The organism is Legionella nigrisilvae (assembly GCF_977063395.2).
In genome coordinates this window covers 271,899-298,335 of sequence record NZ_CDRUGZ020000021.1, presented here as the reverse complement: position 1 = coordinate 298,335, position 26,437 = coordinate 271,899, and the positions used below count along the sequence as shown (strand labels likewise).

The following is a 26,437-nucleotide window of genomic DNA, read 5'->3' as shown; positions in this document are numbered from 1 at the left end:
TTTACCAGCAAGAATCGTACCGATTTGAGAAAATCTAGAAAAAAAATGGGAATAGTAAAGGGGTTATAAAAATTAATAGTGTTCGCGGAGGAACTCTTTTAAGTCTTCCGCTTTTTTAGGCATGGAAAAATAATAGCCCTGAGCATAGTCACAACCATGCTGCATAATGAATTCACGTTGTAAATCAGTTTCGACTCCTTCGGCTAACACCTGTAAATTTAAACTATGGCCCAAATTAATAATGGCTCGGGTAATGGCAGCATCATTTTCCCGATTGACCAACTCACTAATAAATGAACGATCTATTTTTAATTTATCTACAGGAAACTGCTTAAGATAAGCCAAACTTGAATAGCCTGTACCAAAATCATCAATGGCTAACTTTGTTCCCATGTCTTTCAGCTCATACATGGTTTCCACCGCATGTTTTACATTATCAACAAGCAGGCTTTCAGTAAGTTCTAACTCCAAAAATTTGGCAGGGAGACCTGTTTCAAGCAGAATATTCTCAATGATTTCAGGTAAATGAGCCTGACGGAATTGGCGCCCGGAAATATTCACTGCCATAGTTAATTGCTCATAACCTTGGCGATGCCAGCGTACAAGTTGACTGCATGCTTCACGCAAAACCCACAGCCCTATATCAAGAATTAAGCCATTTTCCTCGGCCATACCTATAAAATCATTAGGAGGAACATCTCCTAAAATATGGCTGTGCCAACGTAATAAGGCTTCAAAGCCAATCGTTTTATTCGTAGCTAAATCTATAAAGGGTTGATACACCAGATGAAATTCATTGCGCTTGAGTGAATCACGCAGTGCATTGTCGAGTTGCATACGATTTATGATGCGCGTATTCATTTCTTTATCATAGGTACGATAGGTGTTGCGGCCATTATCTTTCGCATGATACATCGATAAGTCAGCACACCTCATTAAGGATTCATAATCATCGCCATCTTTAGGGTAATAGCTAATTCCTATACTACCGGTAATTTTTAAATTATGTTGATCAATTTGAATCGGTTTGGCAATAGAGGCAAGTATTTCTTCTGCTTTTTGTTGTGCCTGCGACTCACTAACAACATCCTGTAGCAAAACCACAAACTCATCTCCCCCCAAGCGACAAACAGTATCAAAATCGTCAGTAGCAATTACTAAACGATTCGATACAGCTTGCAACATTCTATCCCCAATACTATGACCTAAAGTATCATTGGTCATTTTAAAGTGATCCAAATCAAGGAATAAAAAAGCCAGCATGGAGCCTTTTTTCTTGGCAAGTAAGATAGCTTGATCCACACGGTCAATTAATAAAACTCGATTGGGTAATTCAGTGAGTGAATCATGAGTAGCCTGTTGAATTAATTGTTGTTCCATTTCTCGACGTTGGGTTACGTCGTTAAGGATGCAGACATAATGCTTGACGTTATCAAATGAGTCTCTGACGGGTGCCACACTGACTTCAGCCCAAAAAACCTCACCACTACGTCGGTAACTTTCCAACTCTACAGTTTCTTCGCGTAATTCCTTAATCGCCAAAGTAATTCGTTTCTGATTCACATGCTCCACTTGACTACCATGTAAAAAGGTAAGATTTTGTCCTAATATTTGTCTTTCGCTATATCCTGTAATGCGTTCAAATGCTTTATTAACATAAATAATGGGCAAATCGGGCTTAGAAATATCAATAATTGCAACCCCATGGGTACTGGCTTCAATGGCACGCTCTCGGATACGAAGCTCATCTTCTTCGAGCAATTTTTGGGTTATATCCCTGAAACTGTATACTCTACCAACAATTTCAGAACCTATTCGTTGCGGTTGAGTAAATCGCTCAAAAATTCGGCCATCTTTAAAATGCAATACGGGTAGTTCTCCTTGCCACTCGGGATTTTCATAAAGATATTTTACATCTGCAATTACTGCTTCAGGATTACTTAATTGTTGCAAAATGTATTCAAAACCAATACTTTCGGTACCAGATTCCAACATATGGGAGGGAATGCGCCACATTTCTACGAATTTTTGATTCCAGTCAACAACTTGGCCTTTTCCGTTTACCATCATGATACCATCCGCAGTGGATTCAAGAGTGGCACGCAAAAGAGATAGGGACTTTTCCAGTTCCATATTTTTTTCAAGAATATCATGGGCCTTTATATTTATATTTTCTGAAAGCGGAGCTTTAACAGAGCGCTGAAATTCGGGTTGGGTGTGATACCATTTTTCAAGAAGCATAGATAGGTTAGAGGTAGGTGTAATGATTCCTAATTCTTCACAAACATTGATAAGAGAGGGTTCTCGGCCTTGTTTTTTAACTCGTTCCGCAGCCTCTGCTACCTCTTTGTAATTTAGTTCACGTCGTGCCATGTTCCCTCACTCATCCCCTCATTACTAGCTAATGAATTAACTTATTGTTCTAAGCCAATTCAATTTAAATTATATACTCTTAATGGATTTTTGCCTAAAAAGAAATCAAGCGATACTTATAGATAATTAAAACAGGGCTAATAGAAGAATTCCCGCGCGTGCGGGAATGATTTTTTGAACTTATTTTTTTGGAGCAGGTACGGTTACTGGCTGAACTTGCTTTCCTGCTAATTGTTGTACTTGTGTGTTCACAGTTTGTATTTGAGTTTGCAATTGACTTTGTACGGTCTTGATCTGATTTTGCAGCTGACTATTGGCTGTTTGTATTTGTTGCTGTAGATCATTTTGTATTTTTTGAATTTGTGCTTGGAGTTGGCTGTTAAGTTGCTGTATTTGTTGTTGCTGCTGGGCTTGTAGCTGCTTTAACTGACTTTGAATTTGCGTATTAAATTGTGCTATTTGATCATCAGCAAAAGCAGTATTGGCCAAAAAGACAGTACAAAAAAGTGATTTTGCTAAAATTTTCATTACTATTCCCTTAATTAAAAAAAATCGGACATAATACTTTAACCTAATAATCAATGAATTGACTAGAAACCTAGTAAATTTTTAGCATAAGAGGCGGTAGGATTAAATAGTGCTAACGTTTAAAACCGAAATAACAAAGAACGATGCCCAGGAGCAGTTCAAATCCGGCGGCACTATAGGCAATATTTTTATTTTGCATAAAGAGAAAAGTAGCTTGATCAATATAGTGAGGGTAAAAAAATATACTCGCTCCTTTGAGCAATACGACCCAACTAATCAAGGTTATTAAAAGCCGCCAATTCCATTGCCAAATATTATGACTTACAACCATAAGTAATCCAAGCATGAGAGTCCAAAGCCCTAAAACCAGCATTAATGGGGCATCCTTAAGGAGCGCTTGCACATAAATTGTAAACTGTTCTAAGTTGAGAAACATCGCCAAGCTTACAATGATTAGATAAATTCCAAGAACTTTGCTTAAAAACTTTGATTTGTCCATTTTTGATTATTCCGTGATCTATATAACTGAAGTGTAGTTCTTGATTCGAAGAACTTCTATGTCTGAGTTTCACTATGTTTCACCCAAATATAACCGGGATCCACTTATTCTTAGCAAACCAATATCTCTTGTCTTTTTTGTTCCTCCTCAGCTACATTCATTACATTGCGAGGGTTTGGAGGTGGAAATAAGCTTTGGCTTTGTGCATAAGTACGCGCTTCAAAATATTCCGTAGCGATATTTTGTGCTTCATCGATCAGTAATTTAAATTTTTCGGTCAGAATTTTGATAAATTCATCAAACTTATAGTGACTTAATTCAGTAAGCATGAGTCGATTGTCGAGCGCTTTAGATAAAGGCAGTCTACCGTGAAAAGTGGTTGGATTTTGGGTTCCAATAAGACAAAAACCTGGTTTTTTAGGCGGATTGCCTTCAAGATCATACCCTGAAAGTAGGGCATTTAGTAATTGTTCATGAATTTGAGTATTAAATTCTTCAATACAAACAACCTGACCCTTATGAAATGCATCTAAAAGTTTTGCTTGAACTTCTTGAGGATTAGTGGGAAAAATGGTTATGTATTCAATTCCCTTTGCTTTAAGTAATGTATGAACTAATTGACTTTTGCCCAGGCCGGGTTCTGCTTCAAGAATAATCCCATTAATGCCCAGTTCTTGATCCCATACCCCTTTTATTTTCTTTTCTCGAATAAGCAACAGCATTTCGATACTCAAAGCAATTTTTTTTCGTGAATCTGTCCAGATGAATTTTTTGTCGACAGTTTTTGGATGAAATTGTTGCAATGCAGTTTTGAGTTTCTTCTTCTCCTCGCTCCACATTGTTCCTTGTTTTATGTCGTAGCGAAGAGGTAGGCTCAGCTTTTTATCCAGACTTAATGTTTTGATTTCACTTAAAATGGCGTATCGGATCAAGAAATCATCCGTCATCAATTTGGTTTTTGAGTTCTCTTTTAAAATAAAATAGCGCAAACACATCATCTGAGCATTACGAGGCGTGATGTTAAGTCCGGCATCTTGTGCTTTGATATAGTAAGCTTCAATGAGTTTTAATAAGCCCTTCGGATCCTCATTGGATTCAAGGAGCGGCGCTAATATTTTTTTTAGCGGTTGTCCTTCAAAAGGCAAGTAGTTTGGGTATCGTTTAATTAAATTAGGTTCAAAACGCCCCTCGTAATGGGTAGGATTTCCCGCAAAAATGATTTTATGATTTTTTAATGGATAACAGGTGCCTTCATACCAAAACTCTTTATCGCCGCGGGCAAGTGCTTCAAACAAAGCGTAATGCTCCTGACTCAGATTGGCCTCATCAATGAATAATATAGGTTGACTTTCACCTTTGTGTTCAAGCCAATTTTTTATCGCTGCCAATTCATGGTAGATGATAATGGGCTTTTGATGTTCCTTCCCATACTTGGGCAAGATTTTTTGGACGAAATAACTTTTTCCCGTGCCGGTTTTACTGGTTAAAAATACCAATGGATGATGATCCAGATAGTTCAGCACCATTTCAGGGGTTGTTGGTTCTTCGCTTTCCGGAAGAATTCCAGCGCTCCATTTCAGTTTTCTAATTAAACCATCAAGCCATTGCGAATGCTGTGTGGTATTGGTGGGTAAATCTATGAAATGGCTATGGCATGGCGTTAATTTGAGTTGCTGATAGGTTTTTTTTAATAGTTCTGCCAATTCTGGATGTAACCGAGCGAAGTCTTTTTCAGGCTTATAATGGTGAACGGTTTTATGGATGGCCTTGAAAGGGGCTGGATTGTCACTTATTAACGTGATGTTTTGAGCCGAAACGACCTCTCCATTGACCCAAAGAGTAGGAGGATTGATGAAGAGAGTTTGTAATTGTTGAGCCAAAGTTGTTGAAAATTGGCCTTTGAGGACTACAGCCTTACCTGATTTGATGGCTTTAAGTAATTCAGTTTCTTCACCCTTAAATAATTTGTTTTTTAAAGAAACGTGGAAAAACAAACTGTTAAAATTGGTTTTTGGATCAATATTGATCGTGATAGCATCTACAGGTTTATAGTGTTCTTCGGCATCATCTAAATCATTTGTAATAATGAGTTGATTACTCTGGCCTAACCCATCAATGGGAATGATTGATTTTTTTAATGGTTCTGGAACAAACACATTAGGTGTTGTCTTAATATTTAGGGTGCATTGTGCTTTTTGAGCTTCCCTCAAAAGGCTGTACCACTGAATTTCAGTTAAGTTATCCGTCACTAGTAGTTCGAGTTGTTGGTCTAAAGCAAAAAATCCAGGAAGTGGTTTAAGTGTATGATTCTCGGTGATTTTGTATTGATTGGAAAATAAAGGAAGTGTTGTTTGATTAACAATTCGTTTTTTTCCAGCGATAGGCTTAATCACGTCGGGATAAGTACTCAAGTCAGGTTGGGCAAATTCTAGGTGAAAGTCTTTAGACAATTCATGCCATTCACCATTAAAGAAAAAACGGTTTGTTGCCATTAATTCTGTGATCAAGAAGCGAAACTTAGGATCTTCAAATGGCGCATTATGCACAGTTAATTTAGAAGTTTTATTTTTGGCGGCTTTCATCAGCGCACCGGGAAAAACACCTAAAGTTCCTTCATTAAAGGTATGTCTTCCTAGAAAAATAGATTCCCAGTTTAAAGGAGAAGGAAATAGGACGTCGTCATCCCCTACAGGTTGGTTCAGCTTAATCGCTGATAATTCGATAGGAGGTAGGTCAGGTGCTTGGCTGATGGCATTGAAACGTGAATAAAAGTCATCTCCCATTTTAAATGCAGATCGCTCATCCATTCCCACCACCACATGCACATTAGGGGGAATAGGGAGATTACCCAGATTTGGATTTTCCTTGTCGATGATACTATTTAAACTGACATGGCGCGCTTTAGGATCAGACCAGTTTATAAACCAGGTATAGGATTCATTTGGATTTAAAGTAGCATTTTTTAAAAACTGACTTATAGGGCTATCTACCTGCTGGTCCAGGCTGTGTTCCACTCGCAAATTACGGAGGACCATAGAATCTAAGTCACGTGAGAAAAAAGTGTTTTTGTATTCTGTGGATGCTTGATGAAGCGCCTCTATTCCATGGTTGTCTTTAAAAATAAGCCACTGCTTTGCATACCAATTCTTGGAAGTAAGTTTTTTTACAAGCTCACCGGCATTTAGGGCTTGGAGCGGTACGCTATTCCAGGTTTGAAAGCGGTTATCGGGTTTTAAAGGGCTAACCGTTTTTTTGGTTTTTTTATCTTCAGTGGTCTTTTCATCCTTTCTTTTTTTTAGTGGCGGCATGGGAAGATCAATCAAGTGAGCAACACCTCCCCCTAAATCCAAAGTAAAATGCGCATCCTTGTGTCGAACGAGAACGAATTGGTGGACATCGTTCTCTTTAAGGCTGGCATCAATTTGCAATGCAAATGCCAAAGCAGAAAAGAGTTGAGCTCGATGTCTGCACACTCCTGCACGTTGTTTGATTAAAGAATTCAATACGTTAATTGCATTCCCTTTTATATCCGCTGTAGCGGATTCTTCTTCAAAACGACAATATTCGGCCAGAGCTTGAATACGCTGCGTCTCATCAAGATTCAATAACTTTTGATATTCATTGTTGTTAATCAAGGCACCTGTGACATCAAAAGATAATTTGGAGATCCATTCTAAATGTTCTTTAGGTGCCTTGTTTTGAAGAGTAAAGTCAACGTTATTTCCTGGTTCAATGATGTAATTGACCAGACATGATTCAAGCTCCCTCTTAAATTTTATGAAATAATAACCGGAATTCTTACATCTTTTTAATTCAAAATCTGGATGTTCTGCAGCATAGTTGAGCAATGTATCGCAAGTGCTTAAGGCAGGTAATTGCAGCCATTGATTAATTAGAGGCTTTTCAAAAGTGATTTGCCCATAAACGAGTTTTTTTGACGTTTCGGATTGATTAAATTCTTCTTCTAACTGGTGGGTAGTGCATTTTAAAGCTTCAGGAACAGCCTCTAGATTTTTTTCTAAAGGAATGTAGGGTTTAAAGTTTTTACTGAAAGGGGACCAAAAGAAGGTATTAAGATGATAACTTGAAACATGAGGGCTCGGACCCGTTTTCGTTTTGAAAATCGTACGTGCAGGCAAGGATGGAGTATGCTCCGTTTCGCCTATATTTCCATCAAGAGATAAAGAATCCTCGGTATATCCATATTGTGGTATTTGTTTCAAGTGAGGTTCAAATAAGTTGATTTCAATTTGGGGGTAACTGTGTTGTACCCACTGTATCGCAATTAAATCCTCTTTGTTTCGTGGCGTTGGGAACGATATTGATTTGACGTTAGGTGCAACTTTGATTAATTGATTTAATTGCGAAAAGCTCAAAGCATTTAAAGAAAAAGTGATGTGCCTTAATGACGAAAGCGAGGCGGGTTCCAATGCATTTAGTAAAGTAAGAAGATCATCGGGATTATCCATTTCAATTTCATTTAAATTTCTTGCAGCCAGGAAAAAATACAGTAATTGATCTGAGGAAATATGAGTTCCTCGGGTAATAAGTTTTTTTAAATTGGGTAATGAGTTCGGTGCTATAGAAATCGATTCAAAATCAAGATAGCAGGATGATAATTCAAGATAGGTTAAATTGGGTGCGTTGGTTAATAGGCTATAAAGTTGCGCGGGAGCCATTTTTCCTTGGCCGAGGATAACTTTTTTTAAAGATTTTAGTGGCTTATCAGGTTGGATGAGCGGTTCACTATATTCTGTCCAATCAAATGAATAAATAAACAAAGTTTCGAGGTTTGGAGCAGAGTTTACAAGAATATAGACATCATCAAAAATAAAACTGGAGCTAATGGAAAGATCTTTTAAGTGGATGAGCGGGGCTTTCAGGTTCAACGAATCTTCCCAAGATAAAAATAGGTTGGCGAGAGCCAATTCTCTTAAGTTGGGTGTTGCATTAATTAATGCATTTATTTGACGTGTCGATGTTTTTACACTGTTTAATGAAAGCGTTTTTAAATTGGCCATTTTTTTAGAGAGCAAAGAGAGAGATGGAGCCTTGGTAATGGTTCCGTCGACGAGACAAAGCGACAATAAATTTGGTGAATTATTTAATAACGATGCAAGACGTTTAGAAGAAAAATTAATCTCTTGTGCTAATAGAAATCTTAATGAAGTAGTTAAAAGTGGATTTTCATTTTCTTCATCCTCAAAGTCATTCAATGATTCTAATTCACAATTTTCCAATGCCAAGGAGAGTAGACCTTCTCGTTTATTGAGAAAAGAAGGGAGGGATACGATGCTGTTTGTCAATGAAATATGAATTATTTTTTTCAGTATGTCAGGACGATTTTTTAATAAATAAGCGAAATAAAGTTTGTCGGGTTCAGGGAGGAGTGTAGGGGACGACATGCTGGATTGTAAAAATTGAGGAATTGGTTTTGTCTGGGGTTCACATTCGATCGCTTTTTCAAAATGGATGTACTTTCGACGCCAATCTATATCCATGTCTAAAGGAGTATCAAAGGACCATTGTAGTGCACCTACTAAATCTTTTCGAACTACTTCGGTGTCAATTAGATCGCTGAATAGATTGGGTAAATACAGCGTTAATGAATTGATGAAATTAAAAAATGCATCAGGGGAATTTAAAACTTTGTTACAAAACGCATCAAATTCAACAGTATCTAAAAAAGTTACCCGATCACCAATGAGATTTAATTTTTTTATCTCAGCGATTTCTTGGGAGGGATCCATCTCGCAATATTTCAGATGGATGGTATCAACTTCCTCTACATCTTCTATTTTTTTTAAACCTTCTTTAGTAGGAAAATACACAGAAAAATGATCATCGACTAACTTTTTTATAATGCATTGTTTCAGATAAATATTTTCGGTGGTTTCGCTCAAGCTGGATTTAAGAATGATGGCTTTTTTTTCGAGTTGAGCAGAATTTATAACAATCGCATCCCAGCATTCTGAATTATCCGCCAGAGCTTTATCAAGGTTCAGGACCCCGCCATTTGGCTCAACCGAAGATTCAATCGTGGGTAAAGGATTTTTTTCATATAATAAGTCGAGATCACTGAGGATTTCAGTTTGGGTTTTCATGCAAATCCTAATCTGAGTTTAATGCGCAGATCGTATTTCTAATTGATGGATTGGGCAATTATATATCTTTTGGTGGATTTTGTAGACATTAACGAGATTGCGTTGCCAAATATTTATCAATCATTTGACGTGAAAGGCTGATAGGTTTAGGGAGTTGTGGCAGTTTTTTTATAGAAAACCATTGAGCATCTTCAATTTCAGTTGCATCGATTTGAATTTCACCGCTGTCATATTCGGCAATGAACCCTAACATTAAATTACTTTGAAATGGCCAGGGTTGAGAGGAAAAATAATACAAATTTTTTATAGTCAATCCCACCTCTTCTTTTACTTCGCGCATAACCGTCTGTTCAAGCGTTTCTCCAGGTTCCACAAAGCCAGCCAGCAGACTGTAAACTCCAGGCATAAAATGAGGTGATCGCGCAAGTAAAAGCTCATTATCTCGCCAAATTAATACCAACATAGCAGGGGCAATTTGAGGAAAAATTAATGAGTGACATTCAGAACATATTTTAGCTCGTTCTTTTGTACTGTATTGAGTTGGATGACCACAATACCCACAAAACTGAGTGCTTTTATCCCAATACAAGAGTTGCTTGGCTTTGGAAACAAGTAAAAAAAGATCTTCGTCGCCTAGAAGTTCATGTGCTTGCCGGATATGTTGGAACGTAGCATCTTTGGGAAGTATCTCAGGGCGTTTCTGAATCTGTACAGCAAAACACGGGGTGTTGCCATAGATTCCAAAATAAATTTGGCGTTCAATAAGGAGATGAAGATCGTTAAGATTGAACAATTTGGGGATAGTGTGGTTCTGTAAAAGGATGTCTTCGCCATGAAAGATAAACCAGAATGCGGGTTCATTAAAGGAAGTAGGGGGATGAATTTGTGATGTAAATGGTTTTAACATAAATAATCCATAATTTTGTAATCCATAATTTTGTAATCCATAATAAGTGTATCGAATGGTTTTGTGGGTGGTCAAATAGAACCTAAATTTTAAGGAAAATACTCCATTCATTGAACGTCATTTCAAGCGCAGCATTGCTCAGATCCGTAACGAACATTTGCGTTCATCGGAAGCATTACAAGATGAAACAGGCGATCTTTTGCATGCAGTTTTTTCACTGTGCGTATTTTGCAATTTGTTGGCTGGTTTACCCCTAATTTGCTTGTGCATGACCGCAATGCAATAATACTAAATAAGATTAATTAAAAGGATTTGAACAATGGAGAAAGTTTCCACAGGGATCGTTGGTCTTGATAATATTCTTAAAGGTGGTTATCCAAAGGAAAGACCCACTCTCTTAAAAGGTGGACCAGGGTGTGGTAAGACCGTTTTTTGCCTTTTTTTTGCGTATAGCAATATTCTGAATAATCGGCACGTCACCTACCTTACGTGTGAGGAACCGCCTGAACTCATCCTAAAAAACATGGATCAATATGGATTATCCGGAAGTGACGCAAATAAAAATAAGAAACTGGCTGTTCTTGATTTTCGCCCAAACCTAACTGATACTGTGACCGGTGGTTTTGAATTAGATGCCATTCTTATGCGAATTCAATCCAGCTTATCAGGCGAAGACCCTGTGCTCATCATCGATTCACTCCAGAATCTACTGATTGGTTTAGAAACACCCAATTATAAAATTGATTTATTAAATATTTTTACATGGTGTAAAGAGCATCGAATTACCTTATTGGTTACGGCTGCAAATGAAGAAGACCGTTATTTTGAAGAATATGCAGCCGATTGCGTTATTTTACTTGAACAAGTGATTTGTAAAAAATTAATGACCCGCATTTTAAGAATAGTTAAAATGCGAAGTTCAGCTCACGAGACAAATCAATACCCCTTTTTGTTAACCGAAACAGGCGTTTCAATTTTACCTATTACGGACACTAGTCTTACCGAACAAGAAAATCTATCTTACATTTCCACCGGAATTCCAGTTTTGGATAAAATGTTTGGCGGTCAAGGTTATTTAGAATCATCCTCGATTATGATTAGTGGATCATCGGGTACTGCAAAATCACTTCTGGCAGCTACATTGGCAGCATCTGCAGCCAAGCAACAAAAAAGAGTGCTTTATGTTTCTTTTGAAGAGTCTCCCATTAATTTTATAAGAAATGTTAAATCAGCAGGTATCAATCTTAATGAACCCGTCGCAAACAATATGATAAGTATCCATTCTCTTCGCACAATAGAGATGGGTTTAGAGGAACACCTCATTAACATTATCACCCTTATTGAAGAGATAAAACCACATATATTAATTGTGGACCCCATCACATCATTTCTAGATATGGGTGATAGTTTTGAAGTTAAATCAATATTAATTCGTCTGATATCTTATGCAAAATACAAAAATATCACCTTTATTTTTAATCAATTTGTCCATGAGTATTTAGGGTACCAAGATCTTATCTCTGCTTCCAGCTTAGTAGATTCATGGATCAAATTAGGTCTGATTGAATCCAATGGTGAGTTTAATCGAGCATTGCAGATAGTGAAATCTCGAGGAAATGCAAGCTCAAATCAAATGAAAGAGTTTCATGTTACGAGTAACGGTATTGTCATTGAGGACCCTTATTTCGGGGATGGAGGCATGATTTTTGGATCAAGAAAAAAAGAAAAACAAGCTATAGACAAGAAAAAGAAAGAATCATTGGCAACTCAATTAGAATCAATTAATAAACAAATCGATTTGATACAGAAAGCCGATCAAAAAGATAAAGCACCTGAAAACATTGAACGCTCATTAGTTATCTTTAACTTGCTAGAAAAAAAACAAAAAATTGAAATGGAAATTCAATTGACAGAGTCAATCAATTTAGAAAATAAAATGGAGAAGTGATAATGGCTAAGTATAAGTTAAAACTTTATATTATCGGTTACACATCTACAGCTAAAAAAGCAGTTAAAAATCTCCAGGAAATTTGTGCGTTACCTGAACTTAAGGGTAGTTATGAAGCGGAAGTCATTAATTTATTAGAGCATCCACAGTTAGCCGAGTCTGAAAAAATTATAGCAACACCGTTATTAATAAAGGATTTACCTGAGCCAATTCGCAGAATAATTGGTGACTTGTCTGATCGAGAAAAAGTACTTGTGGGGTTAAATATCAGTGAAATCTGAGGAACTTCAAAAAGATAATTACTGGGAAACGTTTGTTGACGCTTTGTCAGAGGCGATTCTTGTTTTAGATTTGTCGGGTAAAATTCTTTATGCCAATAACGCATCCTGTATTTTATTCAATAAAGGAAGTGTTGATCTTATTGGCAGTGATTTTAGTTATCCAATTGAATTAGAAAAACCAACTAAAATAGAAATTCTAGATGTTAATAACCAAATAATATATGCGGAAGTATATATGAAGAAGACCATCTGGAAACATAATCCAGCTTGGGTTGCTACGTTACATGATATTACTGAAAGAGAAAATGCTGAAAAAAAATTACATCTATTAGCGAATGTTTTTCATTTTGCAAAAGAAGGCATTGTTGTTACAGATCCTGATCTGAATATCATTGATGTCAATACAGAATTTACTAACATTACTCAATATAAAAAAGAAGAAGTCCTCGGCAAAAAACCCAATATTTTAAAATCGGATATTCAAGGCGTTGGATTTTATAAAAAAATGTGGGCACATTTAAAAAGCCAAGGATATTGGTATGGTGAGATATGGAATAAGAAAAAAAATAATGAACCATATCCGCAATTGCTGGCGATATCAGAAGTAAAAAATGTTGATGGCGATTTAGTAAATTATGTTGGCGTTTTTTATGATATTACACAACAAGAGGAACAAAAAAAACAATTACTTCATCTCGCTTACCATGATAGCTTGACAAATTTAGCAAACAGAAAATCATTATTAGAGCAATTAGAAACTGCAATGGTAAAAACACGACGTTTAAATAATTACATAGCGCTTGTATTTTTTGATATTGATGATTTTAAGTCAGTTAATGATTTGTATAGTCACAAAACGGGGGATAATCTATTAATAGAAACTGCACAACGAGTCAAAAATCTAATACGCGAAACGGACACCTTGGCGAGAATCGGAGGTGATGAGTTTGTGTTATTATTGGAGGGACTGAGTCATCCTTATGATTTCAAACATGTGATGGATAAGATCTATGAAAATTTAAAGAAGCCAATCATTATAGATTCACATAAAATATTTATCACTATTAGCGCTGGGATTTGTTTTTATCCGCAAAAAATAGCCATCGGCCCGTCTGGTTTGCTTTCTCAAGCGGATCAGGCTATGTATAAATCTAAGATGACTGGAAAAAATAAATATTCTTTATATGATGTGGCGCTTGATTTAGAAATTAGAAAACAAGAAAGATTAATTAACGCAATTAAATCTTCAATTAAAAATAATGAATTAAAACTTTATTACCAGCCTAAAGTGAACATGAAAACAGGTAAAATATTAGGATTAGAGGGTTTGATTCGTTGGGAGCACCCTAAAAAAGGGCTCTTACTTCCAAATCAGTTTTTACCTCAAATAAAAAATGATGCGTTTTCTTTTACACTTTTAGAGTTCACCCTAAAGGAAGCACTTGAGCAAATACGATTATGGACACACATTGATGATCAGCTAACAATCAGTATCAACATCAGTGCGCGTCAACTCGAACAAGAAAATTTTTTTGAAAAATTAATGAACATCGTAAAACTTTATCCTAAAAATATATACAGTCGACTTGAATTAGAAATTTTGGAATCTAGTATTATCAATAAATTTGAATTAACCTCAGGCATTATTAAAAAATGTAATAAGATTGGTATAGAATTTTCACTGGATGATTTTGGCACCAAATATTCATCGCTTAATTATTTAGTCAATTTACCATTTCGCTATATGAAAATAGATACTGAGTTTATTAGAAATATTTTAATAAGTAAAAGGGATACTAAAATATTAAGAGCAATACTTGATATTGCAAAAGCAATAAACATCAAGGTCATTGCTGAAGGCGTAGAGACACAGGAACACATAAACCACCTGATAAACCTTGGTTGTCATTTAGGTCAAGGCTTTGCTATCAGCAAAGCAATGCCCGCGGAGCAGTTTGCAGAATGGTATCAATCATGGAACAGCAAAAGGCGGGGTAACCACAAACCTGGGGGATAATGTGGTAATCCCCCCCAAAATAAACCAGCAGGTGGGTAACCGGATCCAGTCGTACCGATCTAGTCTTCCGGACCTTTCTTATGTAAGAGTGGCCATAATTTCCCTAAAACATCCCATTACTATTCGCTGACTCAGCAGGAATAGGTTGAATAACATCCCAGTGCTCATAAATTTTATTGTGTTCCAGTCGAAAAATGTCAACGATGGCTTGTCCCCGCGTTCCCGGCTCTAAGATGGAATGGACATGGACAATCACATAATCTCCTTCTGCGAAAATTCTTCTAATTTCACTATGTGATTGTGGATAAGTACTTTTCAGATAATCAATGTAATTTTTTAAACCCTCAATCCCATCTTGAGCGATGGGATTATGTTGAATGTACCAAGCACCCAAGTAATTTTGCGCAGCATCAAAGTCCTTTTCATTCAAGGCCTTTTGATAAAATTGGGTTACAATGTGTTTGTTCGTTTCCTGTAGAGTTCCTGCAATTCCAGAAACTGAGTGAAACAACAAACCACTGGATATGAGTGATAACATTATTTTTTTCATTTATGCTCCTTATTAATCAAACAAATTGATTATAAATGGCTATTTAAATTAAAAAAGCGCATAATTTTGGCTAAATATATCTAATTTTTAGATGGATTCAGGTTGGCGCACGATGACCAAAGTAACTCTTGAACAGTGGCGTGTATTTCATACAGTGATTGACGAAGGAAGCTTTGCTAAAGCAGCAATGAAACTGCATAAAAGTCAATCGAATATCAGCTATACTATTGCAAAACTCCAAGACATGCTGGGGTTAAAATTACTCCAGATTGAAGGGCGTAAGGCTGTTTTGACAGAACAAGGCATTGAAATTCTAAAATTATCGCGCCAAATTACCAGAGCTGCAAAAAATGTAGCGAATGCAGCTGTTAATTTAAAATCAGTTTTTGAAAAATCGATTCGCTTGGCTATTGATGAGATTTTTCCACTCCCTTTATTGATGGCTGTATTGCAAGAATTTTCCCAGCAAAATCAACACACCAAATTGAGTATTACGCATGGGTTATTATCAGGTCCTAGCGATCAATTAATTAATGGCGATGCGGAGCTGGCTATTATTTCAAAAATTCCGGAAGGTTATACGGGCAATAAATTGATGGATGTTCATTTTATTCCATATGCTCATCAAGACAGCCCTTTGCATCAAAAACGACTCACCCTCGAGGATCTTTATGAAGAACGTTACCTCATTGCCCAGGATTCTGGTGTAAATAAAAAACGTAATGAAGGGTGGTTAGGTTCTGAATTTCATTGGAAAGTAAGTACTTTGGAAATGAAAATCCAATGTGTGGCACATGGAATAGGGTTTGCCTGGTTGCCGCAGAAAATGGTTGAGGGTCGAAACATACCTATTCTCCCTTTGAAAATGGAAGAAAATAATATCAGAACCTATCCTGTTTATTTGGTGCACCACCAACCTCAAGAAATGGGGCCATCAGCAAAACTCTTAATAGAGCTTTTTAAAAAACACGCCGACAAAAGTTAGATTTTGAGTTTTAGTAAAGCTTCATCTAATGACACCCACGTTAAATTGACCTATAAGTAATAAATCCCCTGTCGAAGAGAGAACTATGAATCCTTCAAAAAAATCCCTTATAAGCGGTTTAATGATTTTATTTTCAGTTTCAGCCAGCAGCATGACGGAAAAAGTTTCCCAATCCGAATCCGATGCGGCGCGAATTTCAATGTTGGAAAAGGCTTTGGCTCCCCAAAAACTGGATGAAGTGGCAACTTTGTTTGCAAAAGCCAATAAAGAGCGGAATGCTGCGGTCCAATTTATGCTGTTTTCGGAACAATTAAAAAACAAATTTAAAGATCGTTGGCCCTATTGGGTATCTGGGGTATCCAGTCCATGGATTACTTCTTATGAGATAAAAAAAATAGTTCAAAGTAAGAGCTCTTGGAAATTTAGAATAACATATCAATGGGCGACCGCAGATGGCCCATTTAATCCCCCCATGGTGCAAAATATAGTAGTAGCACCTGTACCTGAACCTATAAATTCATCCCAAAAATTTTGGATAATTGAATTTAATGAGCAATAGGTAAAAGAACCTATCGGTTATTTTGTCGTACTATAATTATTTAAAAGATCTGTTAAGGAATTAACAAATGCATAACGGAGAAGAGGTAATAACAAAAGATTTTCAAAGTATTTTACTTCGAAATGGGTTTTCTACTCAGGAATTTAAAATAACAATAAAGAATGGGTCAAGTTATGATCCGAATCAAATAGTGAGCACCCAAGTATGGATCACGATTGAAAGAGATTTTATACAAAAGAAATATGGCTTATACCGAACTAACTGGCCCTATGATTTTGAATCAGATTTAAATAATGGCTACTTTAACCCCTAATGAGATAAACAGGTAACTAAAATTAGGTATGTTGAAAATTCAACCCCCTAGTACCGCGAATAATTCGCAGTATTAGGGGGTGGGATAAATGGTCCATTGACTCTAGTTGATACCATTAGTGATTCGGGTATATCTATTTTATTTATTGCTTGCGAATCCTATTGTTGCCGCAAATGCTATAGCCATACCCACGCCAATAACCGTTGGGGTGAAAAAGCTATATCGGTTTGATGATTCACTTGCTGAAGAGGTAGTCTTTGCAGCATTTACGTGTTCCGGATTAGATTGTTTATTTGAAAACTTCCGCTCGGCGATTTGGTCTTTTGAATCATAAAAAACTGGATCGGTTATAATCACCATTCCGCTAGGTGTTTGCGCCTTTCCCACCATTGAGGATGCTTCCACTTCTGAAAACCCTTTTTTCATTAATTCAGCGATTTCTGCTTCTAATACTTCTTTGGTTGGGGATGCACTGGTGTCCACTTTGAGGAAGCTTTCCCCTATTTTTCCTTCAATTTGGCCATCATTCCAGGACACACTTTTTTTCTTTGCTTTCAGGGGGGCGTTTTCTATTTTCTCGTTCATAAAAACCTCATCAATATTAAGATTGGATAAAATTAGAACAATTTTAACAGTCAATGATTAAGGAAATATGAAGAATTTGTATTTTTTTTATTCATTATCGTGAAAATGGAAAAAATGAGGCTTGTGTGATTCTATGTTGCACTCAGGTTTTAACAAACCACCGGATGGCTTTATTCAACTATAATTAATGAGTAACATTTTTTATATTGGTTCATTTCATTTAGTTTTGTGAGGCACAGCAGAAGTATATTAAGGGGGGGATGGATGCTTATCGATAAGGGACACTATTCTGCTTATATCGCCAAGCGCTCACCTTCTTGGCGTGTTTTTTTCCCTCCTCTATTTCTATCCCTAATCTGCATCTTAATCGAATACAAAACGAGTTTTCTGGTTTTTCATGTATTAACTGAATTTGTTTCGGTATGTATTGCATTGACCGCAATGACGGTAGCGGCGACAACCACTCAATTCACTAAAAATCAGTTTGTGGTTTTTATTTCTTTAGCAGCAGGTTGGTGTGCCAGTATCGACATTGCTCATATTTTAGCTTATCAAGGAATGAACTTATTACCGCAGGGCGGTGGGAATTTTAGTACTCAACTTTGGGTTTCTGCGCGCATCCTCCAAGCTTTATCTTTTCTGTGTGCTATTTATTTCTTTAGGCATACTCTGAAAATTTGGGTAGTGAATCTTTGTTTCTTTTTTATAACGCTGGCAATTTTATCTTCCATCTTCTCGGGTTATTTTCCCACGACCTATATCAATAATTATGGAGTGACTTGGTTCAAACTCTATTGCGAATGGGGCGTTATCCTCATTCTCTGCATGACCCTTATCTTGCTGTGGTATGAGAAGGCAATGCTTTCAAAAGAGTTGTTGTTTTATATGAGCTTAAGCCTTATTTCGATGATTGGTTCCGATTTATCTTTATCAAGTTATAAAAATTTGTTTGGTATAGAGAATATGGTTGGTCATGTGTTAAGAATATTCTCATATTGGTTTATCTATATTGCGTTGGTTGTACAAACGTTACGTCATCCTTTTGCAATGTTGGCACGAGCTGCAACGACTTACGATAACATTCCCGATCCTACGTTTATTGTTCAGTCTGAAGGTACAATCAGCCAAGCGAACAGTGCTGCTGGAGAATTCACTCATAAAAAACCGGAAGAATTAGTGGGCTTATCTTCCCATAACCTCTTTCATAATAAGTCTATTGAACCAGAGCAATGTCCAGTGTGCTCTCAGCTGTCCGCTCCAAAACGTCAGTTTATTGTGGAAATTGAGACTAAAAAGAATGAATGGGTAGAATGTAGTATGTGCTCGATTAATTCTGATTTTTTTCCAAATTCTTGGGTACAAATCGTAAGGGATATTTCTTTGCGTAAGGCTCTTGAAAAAGAACACAATAAATTAAATTATAACTTGCGTGAACGGATTAAAGAAATTCGATGTCTTTATACCATTGCCAATTTGATAGCACTTAGAGACTTGAATATCGATGAATTATTTACCCAAGTTGTCAATGTATTGCCTGATGCGTTTCAATTTCCAAAGCATATGGTTGCAACAATAAAAAGTGACTGGGGCGAGTTTAGTTCAGACTCCAAAGCGCAAAAACTACCTTATCAATTGGAAAAAGAGTTTCAAACGGATCAGTCTCTAGTAAAAATAAATGTGGCATACCGATTGCAACCGTTAATATCTAAAACTCCTTTTCTACCTGAGGAATCAACACTTTTGGATTCGGTAGCCACGTTATTGCAGAACGCACTTACACGATTTCAATCAGAACAAAAAGCGAAGGAAGCCGAAAAACGATTTAAAGAAAGCGAAGAACACTTCCGTGCGTTTATTGAACAAGCCCATGTGGGCGTATATATACGTAGTAAAAAACGATTTTTGTATGTAAATCCACGCTTTTGTGAACTGGTTGGTCGCAAAGAAGAAGAATTATTATCCCTGGGGTTGCTGGATTTAATAGAGGATGAAAGCACTAAAAAATTAGCTCTCAAGTATTGGCGTCGATTAGATCGCGGCGAATCCAGTATTGCCTACAACCTCCCTTTAAAAAGAAAAAGTGATGGCGCCTCCTTAATTTTAAGGATTGATACGACGGTTATTTCCTGGAAGGGACATTTCGAATTTCTTTCCATAGTAGATGATGTTACCGAAATTCAACATGCAAAAGTGCAAATCGAACAATACGTAACTGAGTTAGAATCTGCAATAAAAGGGACGTTTCTTGCGGTTTCCAAGATGGTCGAACTTCGTGATCCCTATACAGCAGGTCATGAACGTCAAGTTGGATTAATTGCCAAAGCCATAGGGGAGGAATTGGGATGGTCATCTGAACGGTGCTCCTCGCTGGAGCTTATGGGATTGGTACATGATATAGGTAAAATTTCAATACCCGCAGAAATTCTTTCCAAACCCACCAGGCTTACTGGGACAGAGATGGAACTCATAAAGGTGCACCCCCAAGCGGGCTATGATATTTTAAAAGATGTTCCGCTTAAAAAACCGGTTGCTGAGGTGATCTTACAACATCACGAACGACTTGATGGTAGCGGTTATCCTCGAGGATTAAAAGGGTCAGAAATTTTGCCCGAAACCTTAGTGATTTCTGTAGCAGATGTCTTGGAAGCGATGACATCGCATAGACCCTACAGACCTGCATTAGGCATAGAAGCTGCAATAGCAGAAATTAAACGGGGCAGGGGTGTTCTTTATGATACAGAGGTGGTCAATGCGGCCTTAAAGTTAATTCAAGAAAATAAACTCCCGCTACACCCATAAAAATCAGAAACGTTTTCCATCGAAAAGACAATGAGTTGAAAGCATTACTTATTGTATATTAGACAAATCCTGTGCAATATTACTATATTAATGATTATACTCTTGAAGATAAAGGTTCTGTATGTTTCGAAAAACTGCTCCTTGCTTTTTCGCAGTGGTTATTGATGCTTTAGGTTTTGGTCTTGTTTATCCAGTAATGACCGCGCTCTTCACCGCGAATCATAGTCCCGTTTTAAGTGCCGATGCCAGTATGGCTGTGAAACATTTTTATTTGGGATTAAGTTATATGCTCTATCCTTTATGCATGTTTTTTGGCACTTCGTTTATGGGCGATTTATCTGATGTTTGGGGGCGGAAAAAAGTATTGCTATTATGCATGCTCGGAATAACCATCAGTTTTTTGTTAATGGGAATGGGGGTCGCCTTTTCTTGTTTAAGTTTATTACTCATTGGGCGGGCACTTTCAGGTTTGATGGCCGGTAGCCAACCCATAGCCCAAGCCTCCATTGCTGATTTGAGTACCCCTGAAACCAAGGCGTTAAACATGAGTTTAATTTCCATGAGTTTTAGTTTTGGTTCCGTTCTTGGCCCATTGCTTGGGGGTGTCATGTCCGATCAACAATTGCTGCCTTGGTTTACATTTACCACCCCGTTTTTGATGGCCGCATTGCTTGCCTTTATTGCTTGGATTTGGATAAAACTTGGATACCAAGATACTGTTTTAGTTTTGTCTCAGAAGAAAATTTCCATTTTCCGTCCAATACATATTTTTATTGAGGCATTTCAACATCAATCGGTTCGTATTCTTGCCTTAGTGTTTCTATTGATGCAAATGGGATTTAGTCTTTATTTTCAATTCATTATTGTACACATGAAGATGGTTTATCATTATACCAATTGGCAGTTAGGAGCAGTGCAGGGGATGATTGGTTTAGGCTTTGCTATAGGTATTTTAATTGGTATGCCTTTATGTGTGAAGCGATATAAAGTCCATCACATTGCTTTGTGGACGCTTGTTCTCACCGGTTTAGGTCAGCTTCTGGTTTATGTTATACCTAATTCATTATTGCAATGGCCTTTGGCCGTCGCGATTGCAACGTTTGATATTATGGCATTTGCTTGTCTACTAACTTTATTTTCCAATGCCGTGGATGCACAATCGCAAGGATGGGTAATGGGAATATCGGGTGCAGTGATGGCATTTGCTTGGATGATAACGGGGTTTGGTTCCAATTTATTATCCATTCTGTCCAGTGCGGGTTTGATTGCTGTAGGTGGGGTTTTACTGCTTGTCTCAGCGTTACTTTTACTAAAAAATAGAACCGTGTAGTAGGAATGATTGATTTTTAAATCATATTGTGGAGGCGACTTTTTTTATGTAAAATTATTATTCACTTGCAGAAGAGTAATAATCGATGTACAAACCTAATATATTAATAGTCTGGTCTAATTATTATAAAGATTTAGCAGAAAAACAATTAGACGTTTGCTTAAATAAATTAAAGCAATATGACTACAATTATCAGGTTGAAACGGTCGAAGCTGGAACCTATGAAATCCCAACCGTGATCCAACATTACCACCGTGTTAACCCCTTTGATGGTTATTTGCCATTGAGTTTGTTACTTAAAGGTAAAACCGATCATTATGAGTTTATTTGGGAACATGTTAAAGAATGTTTTATTCAATTTGCTTTAGATGGATTAACTCTAGGTAATGGAATTATTTCTGCTCCAAGTATGGATATTTTGAGCGAACGTGTTGAAAACGGAGAACGAGTGCAAGAAGCAATTAATGCAGTGGATTATTTAATCCGTTTTAAAAATAAAAAAAATAATAAAGTGGCTTATGTCTAAAATTCTCATTATTTCTTCTGGTATCCATAAAGATTTAGCATCGGAACAACTGGAGCTTTGTACTACTCTTGTGAAAAATGCAGGGTACGCTTATCAAGTGGAGTTATTACAAGCCGGTACTTATGAAATTCCGTTTGTGATTAATACGTATCACCAAAAAAATCCTTTTGATGGGTACATTGCATTAGGCTTAATTCTTAAAGCCAATCTGGATCATTATAATAATATTATGTCCCATATTCGCTACTGTTTCACGCAATTTGCTCTAAACGATATTATAGTGGGTAATGGAATTATTACGGGCGCTAGCATTGAAGAATTAAGTGAAAACATTCGCAGTGCAAACCCTTGCCATTCAGCATATCCGTCTGCGGTTAATGCGGTGGACTGTCTCATTAAACTAAAAAACAAAATAGCATAGTAATACCCCATTCGTGCATATTTATAATGGTTCAAACCCGCCTATCCTGAGGAGTTTAGGACGAAGGATCTATTCTAGTGGTTGTGCCATTTGAGACGAGTCATGCGGGAGGCGGGTTCTACGCAAATTCCTGGGTATAGCATCGCCGTTACCCAGGAACAATGTTAGGTCCCTTCACTAATAGTTGGCTACTTCAACTCGGGTACCTTCGGTACATTTTCCAATTGTTTTGTGGGTTTGCGCGAAAAAAAAGAGCCAAAATAACTGGAGAGAGAGCGATTAGAAACCGGTTCTTTTTCCTCGTTAACTTCGACGATTTTAGGTTCTGGATACAAGTTTTCCTGTACCATTCTAAAACCGGAAAAAATGCTCTTGAGGACTAGAGGTAACAAGCTCAACATAATTAACATGCTGGTTAAATTGGTGGATTCGTTAAATAAAGTATAATTGGTTAGGGATTCCAAGACCGCAATAATTAAAGCAATTCCTATTGTATTTGTAATCAAGGAAGACGCATTGATATTGCGATTATCCATAGGTAAGTCGGCACTTTGATTAATTTCATAAAACGCAATCCATAGCCACAACAAATCAAAAGCGACACTATACCAATGCTGCTGGGGCATTTCGGTGACATTGGCTCCTACTGCTTTAGCTAAATCAAAAGTCATCTTCCCACTTTTAAGTGCTAAAGCCATGCTGGGTTTTTCTTGTGAATTGGCTAAAGGAGCGAATTGCTGGATAAATAAGCTCTTGGGAAGATTAATATCAAAAAGTTCGTAAAAGGTTTTCTCAGAACCAAATAATCTTCTTAGTTGTTCTTCACTAATATTCGATAAGGCATCAACCCCAGGGGCAAAAGTACCATCATCTGAATGATGGGCAATGACCACGTCTGAATTTTTCATCATCATTAGATCATTAGTCCCATCCCCATTTGCGACCACAAAATAATGATGGTCTTTGAGATACCTTGCGAGGATACCTTTGCTCTCAGTACTCATTTCTGCAAAAATAATTACAGGCCGTTTTTCTTTATCGCGAGTCATTAATGTTTTAAAACGGGCTAATATGGCTTCATTAATCCCCGCAAAAATAACAGTGGAATCAGGGGAACAAACTTCTTCGCTTAAAAGGTTAAGGTTTTCTTCTTCAATATGGGCTGCTCGAATAGTGATAATCCTTTTTGCATGTTCTGGACATAATACTTTGGCAATATTTACTGCCGCTTTCGTGGTATCACCCGTTGCTACAAATACCGGAACCGATATTTCCCTACATTGAGCAATAAATTGATCTGCACCTTTTTTTACAGGATTATCAACAATAAATGTACCATGGTATTCCAAATTTTTAAGTAAGTCTGGATGTTCTAGAAGGAAGCGCTCTATCGCTTTTTTATCATCTATATCAAATAATTTCTTTAAAATTGTAAAGTCGTGTTCATTAAGTTTGGTTTGTGCAATACACCAATCACGCGATAAGACCGCAGTGCGACTTTGCATCTTATTATAGTCTTGCAGCAGTGGTGTTTTTTGAAACGCATCGGCTTTAGGTACGCCGCAAAAGACCAGAGCAAAATGTTCCCCATCCTGGACAAGTGTTAGGCGCCCTCCGAACGTACGATATAAACCCAAATGAAACGTCTCAATCTCTTTTTTCTTCTCCATGGTAGTAATCATCTTTCTAAAATGATTATTACCAAGAGTCGTTACTTCCAAACAGTGTGGATCCGCCAATAAGGTTTTGAATAATTCTAAAATCGCGTGTTCTTCAGGTTCTAATTCTTTTTTATTATTGGTAAAGGCATAACAAAATACTTCAAATGATTTAAGCCATTGTGCCGTTTCAGGTAGAAGCATCTCGTCTTTTTTTTCCTTGAGAAGTTGCTGAACTTCGGAGGACATGTCGGGAGTCCATAAGCCAAGCACATCCATTCGTGTGGTAGTCAAAGTTCCCGTTTTATCTGAAATAATAGCGACACCATTGGCAAACTGCTCACGATAGTATCCCCCAAGGGCATTACATAGATCCACAATTCGTAACGCATCAATAGTTTCAAAAGGTTGATCTCCTAAATTACTGTTTAGTTTTTTCATCAAGCGACTATTCACTGTTTCGCGTAAAAAGGCTTCAGAAAAGGGAATCATGGTTTGAAAAAGTGTGAACATAAGCCGGAGTGTTTCCGCAGGCATCTGGGTAATGTCTCTTTGCAAGAACGCCGCCATAATTATAGAGCCTAGAATAGAATATAAGACATTTCGTTGTTTGCGCTTTGCGATAATTTCATTTATGTAGGCTTTTTTTTCATAATTGCTATTCAACAACAACTCTTTCTCAGGTTTGATTTGAATAAAAATATTGTCCTGATTGTAGGTATTTAATTTATCACCTACAAGCACTCCGGCTTGTTTGCCGTCCCTTACCGCATATAAGTCTATTTTGTTGTAATTTGATGAAAAATCAGGTTTTGTATGATGCTCAATCCAAACATCCTCTCCATTTTGAGCTTTAAGATTGACGCTAAATTTTTTTCGTTCCAATGTTTTTGTAAAATCACCTTCCAAATTTCGTTGCAGGGCTATCAACTCTCCAGATATCGGAACACAATCCAAATTGATACGTTCATCACAAAGCACCAAATCCCCTGTTCGAAGCTGATATCTGGGAATTTCAACAAATTTTGAACCGCTCGCGGTAAATCTTAAAACCCGATGTAATTTATGATTGTATTCGTAATCATGATCCAGTTTTTCTTGCTGTAAACGCATTTTTTTTATGGTTGATGGGGCCAAATCGGCTAATAATGCGGGTAAGTTACGAAATTTTTGCACAATTCTGTCGGCGTATCGAATATTGTGAGAAATTAAACCCAATTGGAAAGCGCGTGAACTGATCATCAACTCGCTGGCGATAAAATGATTTATTTGAAAATAGAGATTAGATAAGGGAGTCAGGCCACTGGAAATAACCGCTGTGTCCGATCGCTGGGCCCCGCGATTATACTGGAAGCGGACCAACAACTCTTGTGCTTTTTGAGTAAGATAAGAAATGCCACTTGGAACAACTAATGCACTGGCTCCCAATCCGGCAATTAATGAATATTCATCAGAAATTTGTTCATTGAGTAAAAAGGTAGTTCCTTTAAAAACGGAACTATACATATAAATGATTGCGGTAATTTCATTAGCTACTGCAATAGAAAGTGCTGCTCCAGAATCAAGTTTCTTATCCGTAATTCGGTTTAACGCGCAATACCCTAATACGGTCGCCCCATAAAGAAATTTGATAATAAAATCATATTCCGGGTTTCCCATGAGGTATTCACTAAGATATGGGGTTAGATAATCCCCAAGAAGTAATGCGGCGCCTGAAGAAATTGCTGGCCACATGTATTTTTTAAAAGTACTCCAATCCATAGAGTCTAAAGAGAAAGTCCATGCCAGAGTATTGTAGAGCTCTTTAACTCGTAACGAAAAAAAATTGCTGAGTTCTGTTACCGTGCTTCTTATGTAATACGTCCGATCTGGTTCGGCGTGTTGTATTAATTGAAGTGGTAAGGCTCTGCTGTCTGTAGGATTCTTTTTTGAAACTTTTTTTGAGGAGGGTATTTTTGTTTGCATAGTAAATCCTTTTGTGTACACCAATAAACGCCATTGGATATTTAGGGCCCATCTTGATAGTTAACTTATCTCTATAAAAGTTCAAGAGG

General features: G+C 37.1%; 18 protein-coding genes. 10 read left to right on the top strand and 8 right to left on the bottom strand.

The annotated features are described in order from the left end of the window. Positions 1-72: 72 nt before the first annotated feature. From ACWTE2_RS12360 to nudC, 5 genes are all read right to left on the bottom strand, one after another. The gene (locus ACWTE2_RS12360; RefSeq protein ID WP_454785579.1) at positions 73-2,373 is read right to left on the bottom strand and encodes a sensor domain-containing protein; all 2,301 of its coding nucleotides are present in this window, start codon (positions 2,371-2,373) and stop codon (positions 73-75) included. 180 nt (positions 2,374-2,553) lie between these two features. After that, positions 2,554-2,901, bottom strand: a complete 348-nt coding sequence (locus ACWTE2_RS12355; protein ID WP_454785578.1) for a hypothetical protein — start codon at positions 2,899-2,901, stop codon at positions 2,554-2,556. A 112-nt stretch (positions 2,902-3,013) separates the two neighbouring features. Then, entirely contained in the window at positions 3,014-3,400 is a 387-nt protein-coding gene (locus ACWTE2_RS12350) for a hypothetical protein (RefSeq protein ID WP_182392512.1), read from the bottom strand. 110 nt (positions 3,401-3,510) lie between these two features. Further along, positions 3,511-9,504 (bottom strand): hypothetical protein, encoded by a 5,994-nt coding sequence (locus ACWTE2_RS12345; protein WP_454785577.1) that lies wholly within the window; start codon positions 9,502-9,504, stop codon positions 3,511-3,513. 88 nt (positions 9,505-9,592) lie between these two features. Continuing rightward, on the bottom strand, positions 9,593-10,411 hold the full coding sequence (gene nudC, locus ACWTE2_RS12340; RefSeq protein ID WP_454785576.1) for an NAD(+) diphosphatase: 819 nt from the start codon (positions 10,409-10,411) through the stop codon (positions 9,593-9,595). A 319-nt stretch (positions 10,412-10,730) separates the two neighbouring features. On the opposite strand from nudC, the gene kaiC reads away from it, so the two are divergent. The 3 genes from kaiC to ACWTE2_RS12325 are packed head-to-tail and all read left to right on the top strand — an operon-like array spanning position 10,731 to position 14,657. After that, the gene (kaiC, locus tag ACWTE2_RS12335) at positions 10,731-12,359 is read left to right on the top strand and encodes a circadian clock protein KaiC (protein WP_454785575.1); all 1,629 of its coding nucleotides are present in this window, start codon (positions 10,731-10,733) and stop codon (positions 12,357-12,359) included. Positions 12,360-12,361: 2 nt separating this feature from the next. After that, positions 12,362-12,640, top strand: coding sequence for a circadian clock KaiB family protein (locus ACWTE2_RS12330; protein WP_454785574.1), 279 nt, complete (start codon positions 12,362-12,364; stop codon positions 12,638-12,640). Beyond that, the gene (locus ACWTE2_RS12325; RefSeq protein WP_454785573.1) at positions 12,630-14,657 is read left to right on the top strand and encodes a putative bifunctional diguanylate cyclase/phosphodiesterase; all 2,028 of its coding nucleotides are present in this window, start codon (positions 12,630-12,632) and stop codon (positions 14,655-14,657) included. Before ACWTE2_RS12330 ends, ACWTE2_RS12325 begins: the two co-directional genes overlap by 11 nt. 103 nt (positions 14,658-14,760) lie before the next feature. On the opposite strand, the gene ACWTE2_RS12320 is transcribed toward ACWTE2_RS12325, so the two are convergent. Continuing rightward, positions 14,761-15,207 carry a nuclear transport factor 2 family protein gene (locus tag ACWTE2_RS12320; RefSeq protein WP_454785572.1) on the bottom strand — a complete coding sequence of 149 codons (447 nt, stop codon included), beginning with the start codon at positions 15,205-15,207 and terminating at the stop codon, positions 14,761-14,763. A 112-nt stretch (positions 15,208-15,319) separates the two neighbouring features. Between ACWTE2_RS12320 and ACWTE2_RS12315 the strand changes: the two genes are divergently transcribed. The 3 genes from ACWTE2_RS12315 (at position 15,320) to ACWTE2_RS12305 (ending at position 17,064) form a co-directional block, all read left to right on the top strand. Beyond that, complete coding sequence (locus tag ACWTE2_RS12315) at positions 15,320-16,192, top strand: LysR family transcriptional regulator (RefSeq protein WP_454785571.1); 873 nt, start codon at positions 15,320-15,322, stop codon at positions 16,190-16,192. An 85-nt stretch (positions 16,193-16,277) separates the two neighbouring features. Further along, complete coding sequence (locus ACWTE2_RS12310; protein WP_454785570.1) at positions 16,278-16,751, top strand: hypothetical protein; 474 nt, start codon at positions 16,278-16,280, stop codon at positions 16,749-16,751. Between the two features lie 67 nt (positions 16,752-16,818). Continuing rightward, positions 16,819-17,064, top strand: a complete 246-nt coding sequence (locus tag ACWTE2_RS12305; RefSeq protein ID WP_454785569.1) for a hypothetical protein — start codon at positions 16,819-16,821, stop codon at positions 17,062-17,064. A 138-nt stretch (positions 17,065-17,202) separates the two neighbouring features. Here ACWTE2_RS12305 and ACWTE2_RS12300 read toward each other — a convergent pair whose 3' ends face one another. Continuing rightward, entirely contained in the window at positions 17,203-17,649 is a 447-nt protein-coding gene (locus tag ACWTE2_RS12300) for a hypothetical protein (protein WP_454785568.1), read from the bottom strand. A 264-nt stretch (positions 17,650-17,913) separates the two neighbouring features. On the opposite strand from ACWTE2_RS12300, the gene ACWTE2_RS12295 reads away from it, so the two are divergent. From ACWTE2_RS12295 to ACWTE2_RS12280, 4 genes are all read left to right on the top strand, one after another. Next, positions 17,914-20,448 (top strand): MASE3 domain-containing protein, encoded by a 2,535-nt coding sequence (locus ACWTE2_RS12295; RefSeq protein WP_454785567.1) that lies wholly within the window; start codon positions 17,914-17,916, stop codon positions 20,446-20,448. 121 nt (positions 20,449-20,569) lie between these two features. Beyond that, positions 20,570-21,778, top strand: coding sequence for an MFS transporter (locus tag ACWTE2_RS12290; protein WP_454785566.1), 1,209 nt, complete (start codon positions 20,570-20,572; stop codon positions 21,776-21,778). 85 nt (positions 21,779-21,863) lie between these two features. Continuing rightward, on the top strand, positions 21,864-22,304 hold the full coding sequence (locus ACWTE2_RS12285) for a 6,7-dimethyl-8-ribityllumazine synthase (RefSeq protein ID WP_182392524.1): 441 nt from the start codon (positions 21,864-21,866) through the stop codon (positions 22,302-22,304). Continuing rightward, a complete protein-coding gene (locus tag ACWTE2_RS12280; protein WP_182392525.1) occupies positions 22,297-22,725 on the top strand; it encodes a 6,7-dimethyl-8-ribityllumazine synthase in 429 nt (142 codons plus the stop codon). Before ACWTE2_RS12285 ends, ACWTE2_RS12280 begins: the two co-directional genes overlap by 8 nt. A 188-nt stretch (positions 22,726-22,913) precedes the next feature. Here the strand turns inward: ACWTE2_RS12280 and ACWTE2_RS12275 are convergent, their stop codons facing one another. Beyond that, positions 22,914-26,348 carry a cation-translocating P-type ATPase gene (locus tag ACWTE2_RS12275; RefSeq protein ID WP_454785565.1) on the bottom strand — a complete coding sequence of 1,145 codons (3,435 nt, stop codon included), beginning with the start codon at positions 26,346-26,348 and terminating at the stop codon, positions 22,914-22,916. Positions 26,349-26,437 lie beyond the last annotated feature (89 nt).

Bases quoted from the DNA above. Each gene is read 5' to 3' on its own strand.
- ACWTE2_RS12285 (WP_182392524.1), top strand. From the start codon at position 21,864: ATGTACAAACCTAATATATTAATAGTCTGGTCTAATTATTATAAAGAT.
- ACWTE2_RS12295 (WP_454785567.1), top strand. From the start codon at position 17,914: ATGCTTATCGATAAGGGACACTATTCTGCTTATATCGCCAAGCGCTCA.
- kaiC (WP_454785575.1), top strand. From the start codon at position 10,731: ATGGAGAAAGTTTCCACAGGGATCGTTGGTCTTGATAATATTCTTAAA.
- ACWTE2_RS12315 (WP_454785571.1), top strand. From the start codon at position 15,320: ATGACCAAAGTAACTCTTGAACAGTGGCGTGTATTTCATACAGTGATT.
- ACWTE2_RS12300 (WP_454785568.1), bottom strand. From the start codon at position 17,649: ATGAACGAGAAAATAGAAAACGCCCCCCTGAAAGCAAAGAAAAAAAGT.
- nudC (WP_454785576.1), bottom strand. From the start codon at position 10,411: ATGTTAAAACCATTTACATCACAAATTCATCCCCCTACTTCCTTTAAT.
- ACWTE2_RS12290 (WP_454785566.1), top strand. From the start codon at position 20,570: ATGTTTCGAAAAACTGCTCCTTGCTTTTTCGCAGTGGTTATTGATGCT.
- ACWTE2_RS12310 (WP_454785570.1), top strand. From the start codon at position 16,278: ATGAATCCTTCAAAAAAATCCCTTATAAGCGGTTTAATGATTTTATTT.
- ACWTE2_RS12360 (WP_454785579.1), bottom strand. From the start codon at position 2,373: ATGGCACGACGTGAACTAAATTACAAAGAGGTAGCAGAGGCTGCGGAA.
- ACWTE2_RS12350 (WP_182392512.1), bottom strand. From the start codon at position 3,400: ATGGACAAATCAAAGTTTTTAAGCAAAGTTCTTGGAATTTATCTAATC.
- ACWTE2_RS12355 (WP_454785578.1), bottom strand. From the start codon at position 2,901: ATGAAAATTTTAGCAAAATCACTTTTTTGTACTGTCTTTTTGGCCAAT.
- ACWTE2_RS12345 (WP_454785577.1), bottom strand. From the start codon at position 9,504: ATGAAAACCCAAACTGAAATCCTCAGTGATCTCGACTTATTATATGAA.
- ACWTE2_RS12320 (WP_454785572.1), bottom strand. From the start codon at position 15,207: ATGAAAAAAATAATGTTATCACTCATATCCAGTGGTTTGTTGTTTCAC.
- ACWTE2_RS12305 (WP_454785569.1), top strand. From the start codon at position 16,819: ATGCATAACGGAGAAGAGGTAATAACAAAAGATTTTCAAAGTATTTTA.
- ACWTE2_RS12280 (WP_182392525.1), top strand. From the start codon at position 22,297: ATGTCTAAAATTCTCATTATTTCTTCTGGTATCCATAAAGATTTAGCA.
- ACWTE2_RS12330 (WP_454785574.1), top strand. From the start codon at position 12,362: ATGGCTAAGTATAAGTTAAAACTTTATATTATCGGTTACACATCTACA.
- ACWTE2_RS12275 (WP_454785565.1), bottom strand. From the start codon at position 26,348: ATGCAAACAAAAATACCCTCCTCAAAAAAAGTTTCAAAAAAGAATCCT.